The sequence below is a fragment of the Ancylobacter novellus DSM 506 genome, from assembly GCF_000092925.1.
Lineage (GTDB): Bacteria > Pseudomonadota > Alphaproteobacteria > Rhizobiales > Xanthobacteraceae > Ancylobacter > Ancylobacter novellus.
This window is the reverse complement of the sequence record NC_014217.1, coordinates 4323576-4336047: the sequence shown is the minus strand read 5'-3', so window position 1 is coordinate 4336047 and position 12472 is coordinate 4323576. Positions and strand designations below refer to the sequence as shown.

Genomic DNA, 12472 nt, shown 5'->3' with positions numbered 1-12472 from the left:
ATTGGCGTCGGCAGATTTAGTGTTGTGTTTAGTTGAGTACGATTTGCTCAACAACGCAAGTGCCATTCATTGCTGCATTGCAGCGTGCCGCGTGTTTAGTTCGGGCAGGTCGGCGGTTGAGTAGCGGCGCGTCCCGTGCGCCGCCGGTGGATGTCGACGCCCCGCCGTGCATGAATGACGGCGGCCCGATCCATGAACCAGGCAGGGAAAGCGGTCATGACCGAACCCGTCCTCATCGTCGGCGCCGGTCCGGTCGGCCTCACCATGGCGCTGGAACTGGCGCGCTACCGTGTGCCGGTGCGCCTCGTCGACCAGATGACCGAGCGCGCCTACACCTCGCGCGCGGTGGCGCTGTGGCCGCGCACGCTGGAACTCCTGGAGCGCGCCGGCGACGGGGTCAGCGCCGAGCTCGTCTCGCGCGGCAACAAGGTCACCGTCGCCAACATCATCGCCGGCGCCGAGCCCATCGCGCGGATCGAGCTGAAGGACGTCGTGACCCCCTACCCCTTCGCGCTGATGCTGCCGCAGAGCGGCACCGAGGGGGTGCTGGGGCGGCATCTGGCGGAGCGCGGCGTGCGGCCGGAGCTCGGCGTGCGCCTCGTCGACTTCACCCAGGACGAGGAAGGCATCACCGCGACGCTGCGCCATCCCGGCGGAAGCGAGGAAACCGCGCGCTTCGGCTGGATGGTCGCCTGCGACGGCGCCCACAGCGTGGTCCGGCACCGGCTCGGCCTCGCCTTCGAAGGCGACACGCGCGGCGACGACTGGGGGCAGGGCGACTTCCACATGACGGGCGTGCCCTTCCCGGTGAACGAGCTCGCCACCTACTGGCACGAGGAAGGCCCCCTCGTCCTGTTCCCGATGGCGCCGGGGCGCTACCGGCTGATCGCCGGCCTCGGGAGCTCGACCGGCGCACCGCCGGCGGCGCCGAGCTTCGAGGCGTTCCAGGCCATCCTCGACCGGCGCGGACCGGGCGGCATCGTGCTGCAGGACGCGGTCTGGACATCGGCCTTCCGCATCAATGAGCGGCAGGTCGAGCGCTACCGCTCGGACCGCGTCTTCCTCGCCGGCGACGCCGCCCATGTGCACAGCCCGGCGGGCGGCCAGGGCATGAACACGGGCATGCAGGACGCCATCAACCTCGCCTGGAAGCTCGCCCTCGTCATCCGCGGGCTCTCCACCGCTCCGGCGCTGCTCGACAGCTACGACCCCGAGCGCCGGGCGGTCGGCGCGGGGGTGATCGCCGCCTCCGGGCGGCTCACCCGCATGGCGACGATCCAGAATACGCTCGCCCGCCGCATCCGCAACGCGCTGATGCAGTTCGTGCTCGGCCTCGCGCCGGTGCAGCACGCGCTGGAGGGCTCGCTGACCGAGACCTCGACGCGCTACGACGACAGCCCGCTCAACGGCGTCTCCTGGGAGGCCGGGCCGCGGGCGGGCTCGCGCATGCCCCCAATCGAGGGCGAGGCGCCCTATGGCGCCGGCGACACGCCGCGCTTCACCCTGCGCGCCGGTGCCTGGGCGGGAGAGCCGCCCGGCCCGCTCGGCGATCTGGTCGATCCTGTGATCCGCGCCAATCCGGTCGATGGCGGCATCGAGCTGGTGCGGCCGGACGGCTATCTCGCCATCTCGGTGGCGGATGGCGAATGGGAGCCCATCCTCGGCTATCTCAACCATTTCCGCCCCGCCGGCACCGGGCCGGCGTGAAGAGGGTCAGTCCTCGTCCTGGAACGCCACCTCGCGGGTGCGCCGGAAGGCGGGGACCACCACCAGCACCAGGCAGGCGGCGGCCGCGACGAGCAGAGCGAGGCTGATCGGGCGGGTGAAGAAGATGCCCGGATCGCCATAGGAGACCTGCATGGAACGGCGCAGGTTCTCCTCCATCAGCGGGCCGAGCACGAAGGCCAGCAGCAGCGGCGCCGGCTCGCATTTCCACTTGCTGAACAGATAGCCGAAGAAGCCGAAGATCAGCAGCAGGTAGACGTCGATCACGCTCGAATTCACCGTGTAGACGCCGATGCAGCAGAAGACGAGGATCATCGGGTAGAACAGGTGGTAGGGCACCTGCAGCAGCAGCGTCCAGATGCGGATCAGCGGCAGGTTGATGACCACCAGCAGCGCATTGCCGACCAGCATCGAGGCGATGAGGCCCCAGAAGATCTCCGGGTTCGAGGTGATGACGCGCGGGCCGGGCGTGATGCCGTGGATGAGCAGCGCGCCGGCCATCAGCGCCATCATGGCGTTGGAGGGGATGCCCAGCGTCAGCAGCGGGATGAAGGAGGTCTGCGCTCCCGCATTGTTGGCCGCCTCCGGCGCGGCGACGCCTTCCACCGCGCCCTTGCCGAAGCGCTGCGGCTCCTTCGAGATGCGCTTCTCGATCGTGTAGGCGGCAAAGGAACTCAGCATGGCGCCGCCGCCCGGCAGGATGCCGAGGATCGAGCCGATGAGGGTGCCGCGCGTCGCCGCCGGCCAGGAGCGGCGGAAATCGTCGCGCGAGGGCCAGAGATTGCTGACCTTCTTGTCGACCACCGACTGGTGCTGAACGTTCTCGAGATTGCGGATGATCTCGCCGACGCCGAACAGGCCCATGGCGAGCGGGATGAAGCCGATGCCGTCGAACAGGCCGGGAATGCCGAGCGCCATGCGCAGCGAGCCGGAATCGACGTCGGTGCCGACGCAGCCGAGCAGCAGCCCGAGCACGATCATGCCGAGCGCCTTCAGCACCGAGCCGTGCGCCAGCACGATCGCCGCGATGAGGCCGAGCACCATCAGCGAGAAATATTCCGCCGGGCCGAACATCAGCGCGAGCTGCGAGATCGGCGGCGCGAACAGGGTGATGACGAAGGTGGCGAAGATGCCGGCGAACAGCGAGGCGAGCGCCGCCACCGCCAGCGCCGGGCCGGCGCGCCCGCGCCGGGCCATCTGGTGGCCGTCGAGACAGGTGACGACCGAGGAGTTCTCGCCGGGCATGTTGATCAGGATCGCCGTGGTCGAGCCGCCATACTGCGCGCCGTAATAGATGCCGGCGAGCATGATCAGCGCCGAGACCGGCTGCAGGTAGAAGGTGATGGGCAGCAGGATGGCGATGGCGGTGAGCGGGCCGATGCCCGGCAGCACGCCGATCAGCGTGCCGACCAGCGTGCCGGCGAGGCAGTAGACGATGTTGCCGGGCTGCAGCGCGATGGAGAGCCCGTGAAAGAGCGAGGAGAAGCTTTCCATCACCGCACCAGAGCCATGGGCCAGATCTGCATGGGCAGACCGAGGGCGAAGGGGAAGACCAGATAGATGAAGAGCGTCATGCCGGCGGCCAGCAGCACGGCCTCGACGTAGCGCGTGCCGCGATGCGCGCCGCAGGCGATCAGCACCGTGCCGAACACGGCGAGGATCACGCCGAGGTCGAAGATCGCCAGCCCGAAGAACAGGATGCTGGCGAGCACGAAGAAGATCTGCCGCGGGAACCAGCGCTCGAACGGCTCGCCCTCGGTGACGAAGCCCTGGCCGATGATGGCGAGCCCCAGCCCGATGAGGATGAAGCCGAGCAGGCGCGGGAAGAAGCCCGCGCCCATGGCTGCCACCGTGCCGGGGTTCAACGGCCAGGCAAGGATGAGCGCGAAGACGGCGATGGCGATGAGCGTGAGCCCGACCATGACGTCGTTGAGGTTCTTGATCTGGGACATGGCGTTCCACCGGGCACCGGGGCGCGGGACCGGAGCCCGTGGCCGCGACATGCGCGCGGCATAAGCTCCGGTCGGGCGTGGATGATCCCGGCCGTGCGCCGGCCGCGCGGCGGCACACGGCCGGGGCGTGGTCAAAGCGGGATCAGAGCGAGATCTTGGCCTCGCGCACCACTTCCTCGACGACGCCCTGCCAGTTGGCGAGGAACGCCTTGAACTCCTCCGTGGTGCTGCCGACCATGAGGGTGCCCTGCCCGGCGAGCTTGTCGTAGGCCGACGGGGTCTTGGCCGCCTTCGCCACCGCCTGCTGCATCTGGGCGACGATGTCGGCCGGCGTGGCGGCAGGCGCGAAGATGCCGCCCCAGTCGGCATGATTGGCCTTGGGCAGGCCGAGCTCGCCCAGCGTCGGCACGTCGGGGAAGTCCTTCAGGCGGGTGTCATTGCCGACCGCGAGCAGGCGCACCTTGTCGGCCTGAATCATCGGGGTCAGCGTCGACACGTTGAGCACCGCGAGGTCGAGCTGGCCGCCGACCACGTCGCGCGCGATCTCCGGCGCCACGCGATAGGAGATGTTCACGAACTTGACGCCGCCATAGAGCTGGATCGCCTCGGCGACGATGTGCGGCACGCCGCCGACGCCCGAGGTGCCGTAGCGGATGCGGCCGGGATTGGCCTTGGCGTAGTCCATCAGCTCCTTGAAGGTCTTCCACTGGGAATCCTTGGCGACCGCGATGGTCTCCGGGTACTTCACCATCTGGGTGACCGGCTGGAAGTCCTTGGCGTAGTTGACCGGCATGTCCTTCATCAGCAGCGGGGTGACGAGCTGCTGCAGGCCGTTCATCAGAAAGGCGTAACCGTCATGCGGCAGGGCGAGCACCGCCTGCGCCGCGACCAGCGAGTTGCCGCCGGTGCGGTTCTCCACCACCATCGGCTGCTTCAGGATCTCCGACACCGCCTGGTAGGTGACGCGGGTGGCGATGTCGCCGCCGCCGCCCGGGCCGAAGCCGGTGATGATCTGCACGGGCCGCGTGGGCCACGCCGTCTGCGCCTGGGCACCGAGCCGGCCGCCGGCGAGCACCATCGGCGCGGCCAGGGCCATCTTGAGCGCATCGCGCCGCCTAATCGTCGACATTTCTCTTCTCCTCCCTGTGGCGAGCCGCGCGCGTCCAGGCGCGCCGGTTCCTTGCTTGGAGCACCGCCGCGCCCTTGCGCGCGGCCGTCCCGGCTTCTGCGGCCGTTCGTGCCCATGGCGCGTATGTGAAGACGAGGGCGCGCCTCTTGTCAATGAATCTGTCGACAGAAATGAGCCTGACGCGAACGCTACCGCTTGATCGACGGCTACGGGCGCCCCCGTCACGGAATGAGCGATTGCATATAACTCGACCCTCGGCGCGGGCTGTTGGTGGCGGTGAATGGCCGTCGTACCGACATCGGCAACCAAAGCCCTCTGTCGACACTGTTATTCCAGCTAGGGATTCGGCTCGTCCTCCTCCGGATTCATGCTCCCGACGACGAACGCAGTGGAGCGGAAAGCCGCCAAACAGCGGCGAAACCTACAATGAAACGTTTACCGACGCGTCCGGCTGCGCTAGATGGGACGGCATCGACAAGCGCGGCCAGCGCGCGCCGCCGCCCGGGGCTCACGTCCCGGCCGGCGATCCCCAGATGGTGGAAAGGTCCAGGAACAGATGACGTCTCAGGAGCCGAACTTCGCGTTCTTCGACATCCGCACGAATGATGGCGTGGCGGTGCTCACCATCGACCGCCCGCCGGTCAACGCGCTCTCCCGCGAGCTCTATGAGAGCCTCGACAAGGTCATCGACCATATCGAGGCGACGCCCGACATCCGCGTCGTCGTCTTCGCCTGCAAGCCGGATGCGCGCGCCTGGATCGGCGGCGGCGACCTGAAGGAATTCCTCACCCTTACCTCTGAGACCCGCCGCAGCCGGCACGAATATGTCGAGGCGATCACCGACCGCTTCTACCGGCTCTCCTGCCCGACCATCGCCGCCGTCACCAAGCCGGCGCCGGGCGGCGGCATGGTGTTCGCCAGCTTCTGCGACCTCATCGTCGCCGCCGACACGGCGTTCTTCTCCATGCCGGAAGTGGACCGCAGCCTCACTGGCGGCGCCGGCGCCTATTTCAGCCGGCTCAACATGCCGGTCAGCTTCATCCGCGAGATGATCCTCACCGGCCGCAGGCTGAGCGCGGCGGAGCTGAAGGAGGTCGGCTTCATCAACTACGTGCTGCCCGAGGCCGAGGTGATGGGCAAGGCGATGGAGCTCGCCGAACTAATCGCCTCCAAGAGCTCGGCGGCGGTGCGCGCCATCAAGCGCGGTGCCAACAAGATCGACGAGATCGGCTGGAACGAGGGCCGCGCCTATGCCCATGAGATCAGCGCCTCGGAGCTGGTCGACGGGCCGGACTACAAGGAATCCATCACCGCCTTCCTCGAGCGCCGCAAGCCGCAGTTCAACCGCTGAACACCGGCGACCGCCGCCACCTGCACGACGTCATGGCCGGGCTTGGCCCGGCCATCCACGCCTTTTCCTGGCGCCCGGCCGAAGTCGTGGATCCCCGGGCCAAGCCCGGGGATGACGGAAGACGGGCGGCGCCGGACAGGCGGCGCGGCTACTCGAGCGCCGCCAGCAGCGAGTTCTTGCCGTTGAGGATCACGTCGCGCATGGCGAGCGCCGCCGCTTCGCCGTCGCCGCGGTTGATCGCGTCGAACACCAAGCGGTGCTGGCCCACATCGTCCTCGATGCGGTTGTCGGCCTCGTTCAGCGCCTCCTGCTGGATGGAGAAGCTCAGCTGCAGGAAGTCGGCTACGAGATGGGCGAAGGAGGCCAGCAGCGCGTTGTGCGCGGCGGCGAACACCGCCATGTGGAACTCGACATCGGCGCGCGCATAGGCGGAGAGGTCGCCCACCGCCGCCTCCATCGCCTGCAAGGCGGTGCGCAGGCGCCGCAGATCCTCCATCGAGCCGCGCCCGGCCGCGAAACGGGCGGCGGAAGGCTCGATCACCTGCCGGAGCTCGATCAGGTCGCGCAGCATGCCGTCGCGCTGCGGGCCGGCGGCCGCGCCGTCGCCGAAATGCCAGGCCAGCACGTCGCTGTCGAACATGTTCCAGAGGTCGCGCGGGCGCACCCGCGTGCCGACCTTCTGGCGCATCTCGATCAGGCCCTTGGCGGCCAGCACCTTGAGCGCCTCGCGCAGCGAGGGGCGGCTGGCGGAGAACTCGGCCATCAGCGCCGGTTCGCGCGGCAGCAATTCGCCCGGCGCGAAGCGGCCGGAGACGATGGCGCGGCCAAGCTCGGTGATGATGCCGCCCTGCAGGCCGCTGAGGCGATAGCCCGAGCGGCGCGGGACGCGCGGCTCCCCGCCCTCCCCGGGCTCGCCCGTCTCCGGCTCAGAGCGCCGGCGTGGCGTAGAGGGTCTGTCCACCGACCTTGATCTCCGTCTCCACGAGGTAACGCCGGATCGCGGCGAGGTCGATCCCGATGCCGAGGCCCGGTGTCTCGGTCAGCATGATCTCACCATTCGCGTCCGGGCGCAGGTGGTTGTTCGTCATGTCGATGCAGAGCGCGCGCGGCGCCGCCGGATATTCGCAGATCCGGTGCGCCTCCAGCCCGGCATAGGGTTGCAGAGAGGCGGAAAGCGCGAGATGCGAGGTGAAGGTGTGGTTCACATAGGTGACCCCGCGCGGGGCGGCGTAATCGGCGACGCGCTTGGCCGGGCCGATGCCGCCGATACGCCCGCAATCGATCTGCACATAGCCGATGCCGCCATAGTCGATGAGGTGCCGCGCCATGTGGAAATTATGCGCTCCTTCGCCGCCGGCGAGCTTCACCTTGGTGCTGCGGGGGCTGAGGGCGCCATAGGCCTCGTAGGCGCTGGCGAGGAAGGGCTCCTCCAGCCAGGTGGCGCCGAATTCTTCCAGCGCCGGCAGGCGCAGCGCGGCACGCTCGACATCCTCGACCCAGATCTGCCCGACATCGACGAGGAGCAACGCCTCCGGGCCGAGTCCCTCGCGCGCGGCGGCGAGTTGGTCGACGTCGCGGGCAAGCTCGCCGGCGCCGAAATCGGCCCAGCCGAACTTGGCGGCGCGGAAGCCGCGCGCCACCGCGTCCTTCGCCCGGCTAAGCGTGTCCTGCGGCGTCGGACCGAACAGCAGCGAGGCATAGGGCGTCTTCGGATAGGCGCGCTGATAGCCGATGAGCCGCCAGACCGGCTCGCCGCGTACCTTGCCGAGGAGGTCCCACAGCGCCATCTCCACGCCCGACCAGGTGTGCGCGGCCTGAAGCAGGTCCATGCTGTCATGCTCGACCAGCGCGGCGATGCGGGCGATGTCGGCCGGCCCGTCGATCGCCTGGCCGAGCACCGAGGCGCCGACCGGCCGGCAGATGCCGTGCGACATCGGGGCGACGAAGGCGGCGATCGAGGTGAGCGGCGACGCCTCGCATTCGCCCCAACCCTCGTAGGCCGCCCCTTGCTCGCCGGCCCGCACCCGCACCAGCAGCGCGTCCTGGCTGCCATCGGCATCCGTCGTGATCTCCGGCATCGCCAGATAGAAGAAGTCGACCGCCTCGATACGCATCACGCTCTTTCCTGCCGGGCCGCCGCGCGCCGTGCGCTCCACTCGTTCGCGTCACAATAAATCATATTTTTCTGCATTCCATCCCGTCGCGGCCTGAAATCATCTGGACAGGATAATTTCAAGAAGTCATATTTTTCGCAAGACAGCGTCGGCGGCAAGCCGGCCGTTCCAGACAGAGGAGTGAGCAATGCTGAAGTCCGTGTTGGCGGCGCTGTTCGTCGCCGTCGTGAGCACCGGCGCCGTCGCGCAGGAGTTCCAGTTCGAGGCCCCGCCGCTGTTCGACAATTGCGGCGACCCGTCGCTCGCCAAGGCCAAGACCGAGGGCGTGACGCTCGGCTTCTCGCCCTCGCCGCCCTATTCCTCGCTCGACCCGGCGACCAAGCAGGCGACCGGCCTCGATGTCGAACTGGTCGAGGCGGCGCTGAAATGGGCCGGCGTGACCAAGTTCAAGTACGAGGTCATGCCCTTCGGCCAGCTCATCCCGGCGCTGCTCGCCAAGCGCATCGACGTGGTCGCGGCCAACATTCACGTCACCCCGGACCGCCTGAAGGCGGTGTCCTTCACTGGCCCCGCCTGGTGGTACGGCCCGGCCATCGTGGTCGCCAAGGGCAACCCGGCCGGCATCACCTCCTTCGACACGCTGAAGGGCAAGAAGATCGGCGCCATCGCCGGCTCGGCGGCGGACGAGTACCTGCGCAAGATCGGCGTCGCGGTCACCGCCTTCCAGACCGACGCCGAGGAGTTCTCCGCCATCTCCACCGGCCGCGTCGACGCCATCCTCGAGGACGACGTGAAGGTCATCGAGTTCATGAAGGCCAACGCCGCCTCGCCGATCGAGATCGTGCAGAACGTCGCCATTCCCGACGAGCTGATCTTCAAGTTCGGCTACGGCTATGCCCGCTACGCGCTGCGCAAGGAGGACTGCTCGTTGCGCTCCGCCTTCACCCAGGGCCTCGCCGAGGTGCGCGGCAACGGCCAAGCATCTTCCATCCTGAAGAAATACGGCCTGACCAACCGCAACATGTTCTTCTTCCCGCTGTGAACGTTCTTCGTCGGGCCGAATAGCGGTGCAGCGCATCAACCACCCTCTCGCCCTCATGGCCGGGCTTGACCCGGCCACCCAGTGACCGGGCGCGCCCAGTCCCCTGGGTGCCCGGGTCAAGCCCGGGGATGAGGGAAAGTGAGCGATGAGCCGATCCATGCCGGGAGCGCCCGGCCGTGCGGCGCGCTAGTCTCGCCGCACGACCCCGCAACACCCGGCGAACCGACCCATGAACCTGCTCGATCTCTCGGTCGTCAACGATTACGGCTCGGTCTTCCTGCAGGGCCTCGCCATGACGACCTTCCTCACCGTCGTCGTCATCCTGCTGGCCGGGGTGATCGCCATTCCCATCGCGCTGGCACGGCTCTCGCCGAAGCGCTGGATTCGCTGGCCCGCCGACTTCTATGTCGAGTTCATCCGCGCCACGCCGCTGATCCTGCAGCTCATCTACATCTATTACGTGCTGCCCAGCGCCGGGATCCGGCTGGAGCCGGTCACCGCCGCCATCATCGGCCTGACCATCAACTATTCCGCCTTCATGAGCGAGGTGTACCGCTCCGGCATCCAGTCGGTGCCGAGGAGCCAGTACGAGGCGGCGCAGAGCCTCGGCCTCAGCCCCACCATCACCTTCGTCAAGGTCATCTTCCCGCAGGCCTTCCGCGTCGTCCTGCCGGCGCTCGGCAACTACCTCATCGCCCTGTTCAAGGACACGGCGCTCGCCTCGGTGGTGACGGTGCAGGAGCTGATGTTCTCCGGCCAGATCATCGCCGCGCGCAACTACCAGTACTTCACCGTCTACACCGTCACCGCCATCCTCTATTTCGCGGTCGGCTACCCCTCGGCCCTGCTGGTCCGGCGCCTGGAGCGCTGGTCGCAGCGCGGCTGGGCGGCCGCCCCCGGCAAGAGCTGAGTTCCGCCATGCATGATGTTTCGCTGCCCAAGGTCACCATCCGCTCGGTCGCGGTCGCGCCGCTGTTCGGCGAGAGTCCCAAGGGCGGCTGGTCGGCCGAGATCCGCCCGGAGGATTCCGTGCATGCGCTGATCGCCGTGCATACGGAAGAGGGCATCACCGGCTTCGGCAGCGTGTTCACCGACGGGCGGCTGGTGAAGGCGGCGGTCGACGTGCTGGAGCCGCTCTGGCGCGGCGAGAACGCGCTGGAGCCCGAGCGCGTCACCGAGAAGATGCACCAGAACACCTTCTGGATGGGCCGCGGCGGCTCGCTCACCCATGCCATCAGCGGCATCGACATCGCGCTGTGGGACATTCTCGGCAAGGCGCTGGGCCAGCCGGTCGGCCGGCTGCTCGGCGGCACCTACAGGGACCGGGTGAAGCCCTATTGCTCGCTGCTGATGGAGGAGCCCGAGCAGATGGCGGCCGTGATCGGCCCGCACCGCGAGCGCGGCTTCAAGGCGTTCAAGATCGGCTGGGGACCGTTCGGCCGGCGCGGCGACGCCAAGCTCGACGAGGCCATCGTGCGCGCCGCGCGCGAGGCGGCGGGCGAGGACGCGCAGCTCTTCGTCGATGCCGGCGCCTCCGACGCCCATTGGCCGCAGGGGTTGAAATGGGCGCTGAACACGGCGCAGATGCTGAAGGACTATGATGTCGGCTGGTTCGAGGAGGCGCTGCGTCCGGACGCGCTGGACGATTTCATCGCCCTGCGCCGCGCCAGCCCCGTGCCGATCGCCGGCGGCGAGGTGCTGACCCGCCGGCAAGCCTTCCTGCCCTGGCTCGCCAAGGGCGCGCTGGACATCGTGCAGCCGGACGTGACCAAGGTCGGCGGCATCTCCGAGCAGCGCCGCATCGCCTGGCTCGCCGACGAGTTCGGGGTGAAATATGTCGGCCATGGCTGGAACACCGCACTCGGCCTCGCCGCCGATTTGCAGCTCGCCGCCGCCATGCCGCAGTCCGACCTCGTCGAATTCATCGGCGGCAGCCCCTATCTCGACGGCATCGTCGCCGAGCCGTTCACGGTCGATGCCGAGGGCTATCTGCGCATCCCGGCCAGGCCCGGCCTCGGCATCGCCCTCGATCCGGTGGCCGTCGGCCGCTATACCACCGACGTTGAAACGTTTTTTGCGCCGGCCTGAGCGCGAGCAGATCGGGAAGAGGAAGTGCCGCCATGAACGCCATCGACCTGAAGGGGCGCGTCGCCATCGTCACCGGCGGCGCCCGCGGCATCGGCTACGCCACCGCCGAACGGCTCTTGAAATCCGGCGCCACCGTCGCCCTGTGGGACATCGATGGAAGGCGGCTGGCGGAGGCCGCCAGCGCGCTCTTCGCGCTGGGCAAGGTCTCCACCCATATCGTCGAGCTGACCGAAGAGATCTCGGTGAACGCGGCGACGCAGGCGACGCTCAAGGCGCACGGCAAGATCGACATATTGATCAACAATGCCGGCATCACCGGCGGCAACGGCAAGCTGTGGGAGCTCGACACGGAGAGCTGGCGCCGGGTGGTCGACGTCAACCTGATCGGCCCGTTCCTCACCTGCAAGGCGGTGGTGCCGGAGCTCCTGAAGAATGGCTGGGGGCGCATCGTCAACGTCGCCTCCATCGCCGGCAAGGAGGGCAACCCCAACGCCTCGCACTATTCGGCGTCGAAGGCCGGCGTGATCGGGCTGACCAAGTCGCTGGGCAAGGAGCTCGCGGGCTCGAACATCCTCGTCAACTGCGTCACCCCGGCGGCGGCGAAGACCGACATCTTCGACCAGATGAGCCAAGAGCACATCGACTTCATGCTGTCGAAGATCCCGATGGGACGCTTCCTGCACGTCGACGAGGTGGCGGCGATGATCGCCTGGCTGTCCTCCGAGGACTGCGCCTTCTCCACCGGCGCGGTGTTCGACATTTCCGGCGGGCGCGCGGTGTATTGAGGCCGGCTCGCCCCGCCAGTCGTCATCCCGAGCCCAACCCGAAAAGCGCCCCATCCTGAGGTGCTCGCGCAGCGAGCCTCGAAGGATGGTCGTGTAAAGAGCACCCGGACGAGCATCCTTCGAGGCCCGGCCTCCCGGCCGGGCACCTCAGGATGAGGTCGATCCAGCTGAAACCGGAATCCTGAGCCAGACGCCGGCGGCCCAGAGGGCTTCGTGCCCTCACCCGGTCGTGCCGTCCGGCAAGAACCGTGCGCGCCACGGGCTATCATCGCACCCTGCGCAGGCG

The 12472-nt window shown here is 68.3% G+C and carries 11 protein-coding genes; 6 read left to right on the top strand and 5 right to left on the bottom strand.

The annotated features are described in order from the left end of the window. Positions 1-216: 216 nt before the first annotated feature. Positions 217-1707 carry an FAD-dependent monooxygenase gene (locus SNOV_RS20405; protein ID WP_013168870.1) on the top strand — a complete coding sequence of 497 codons (1491 nt, stop codon included), beginning with the start codon at positions 217-219 and terminating at the stop codon, positions 1705-1707. A gap of 6 nt (positions 1708-1713) precedes the next feature. Here SNOV_RS20405 and SNOV_RS20400 read toward each other — a convergent pair whose 3' ends face one another. From SNOV_RS20400 to SNOV_RS20390, 3 genes are all read right to left on the bottom strand, one after another. Beyond that, the gene (locus SNOV_RS20400; protein ID WP_013168869.1) at positions 1714-3219 is read right to left on the bottom strand and encodes a tripartite tricarboxylate transporter permease; all 1506 of its coding nucleotides are present in this window, start codon (positions 3217-3219) and stop codon (positions 1714-1716) included. Next, complete coding sequence (locus tag SNOV_RS20395; RefSeq protein ID WP_013168868.1) at positions 3219-3677, bottom strand: tripartite tricarboxylate transporter TctB family protein; 459 nt, start codon at positions 3675-3677, stop codon at positions 3219-3221. Before SNOV_RS20395 ends, SNOV_RS20400 begins: the two co-directional genes overlap by 1 nt. 142 nt (positions 3678-3819) lie before the next feature. Then, complete coding sequence (locus SNOV_RS20390) at positions 3820-4806, bottom strand: Bug family tripartite tricarboxylate transporter substrate binding protein (RefSeq protein ID WP_013168867.1); 987 nt, start codon at positions 4804-4806, stop codon at positions 3820-3822. Positions 4807-5362: 556 nt separating this feature from the next. Here SNOV_RS20390 and SNOV_RS20385 point away from each other — a divergent pair. Further along, positions 5363-6157 (top strand): enoyl-CoA hydratase/isomerase family protein, encoded by a 795-nt coding sequence (locus SNOV_RS20385; protein ID WP_013168866.1) that lies wholly within the window; start codon positions 5363-5365, stop codon positions 6155-6157. A gap of 148 nt (positions 6158-6305) precedes the next feature. Here the strand turns inward: SNOV_RS20385 and SNOV_RS20380 are convergent, their stop codons facing one another. Then, entirely contained in the window at positions 6306-7118 is an 813-nt protein-coding gene (locus SNOV_RS20380; RefSeq protein WP_013168865.1) for a FadR/GntR family transcriptional regulator, read from the bottom strand. Further along, the gene (locus SNOV_RS20375) at positions 7084-8271 is read right to left on the bottom strand and encodes a mandelate racemase/muconate lactonizing enzyme family protein (protein WP_013168864.1); all 1188 of its coding nucleotides are present in this window, start codon (positions 8269-8271) and stop codon (positions 7084-7086) included. The genes SNOV_RS20380 and SNOV_RS20375 overlap by 35 nt, the downstream gene beginning before the upstream one ends. A 187-nt stretch (positions 8272-8458) precedes the next feature. Between SNOV_RS20375 and SNOV_RS20370 the strand changes: the two genes are divergently transcribed. The 4 genes from SNOV_RS20370 to SNOV_RS20355 all read left to right on the top strand — a co-directional run bounded on the left by SNOV_RS20370 (position 8459) and on the right by SNOV_RS20355 (position 12186). Then, positions 8459-9313 (top strand): substrate-binding periplasmic protein, encoded by an 855-nt coding sequence (locus SNOV_RS20370; protein ID WP_013168863.1) that lies wholly within the window; start codon positions 8459-8461, stop codon positions 9311-9313. A gap of 229 nt (positions 9314-9542) precedes the next feature. After that, positions 9543-10223 (top strand): amino acid ABC transporter permease, encoded by a 681-nt coding sequence (locus SNOV_RS20365; protein ID WP_013168862.1) that lies wholly within the window; start codon positions 9543-9545, stop codon positions 10221-10223. An 8-nt stretch (positions 10224-10231) separates the two neighbouring features. After that, on the top strand, positions 10232-11401 hold the full coding sequence (locus SNOV_RS20360) for a mandelate racemase/muconate lactonizing enzyme family protein (RefSeq protein ID WP_013168861.1): 1170 nt from the start codon (positions 10232-10234) through the stop codon (positions 11399-11401). Positions 11402-11433: 32 nt separating this feature from the next. Then, positions 11434-12186 carry an SDR family NAD(P)-dependent oxidoreductase gene (locus tag SNOV_RS20355; RefSeq protein WP_013168860.1) on the top strand — a complete coding sequence of 251 codons (753 nt, stop codon included), beginning with the start codon at positions 11434-11436 and terminating at the stop codon, positions 12184-12186. The last annotated feature ends 286 nt before the right edge of the window (positions 12187-12472 follow it).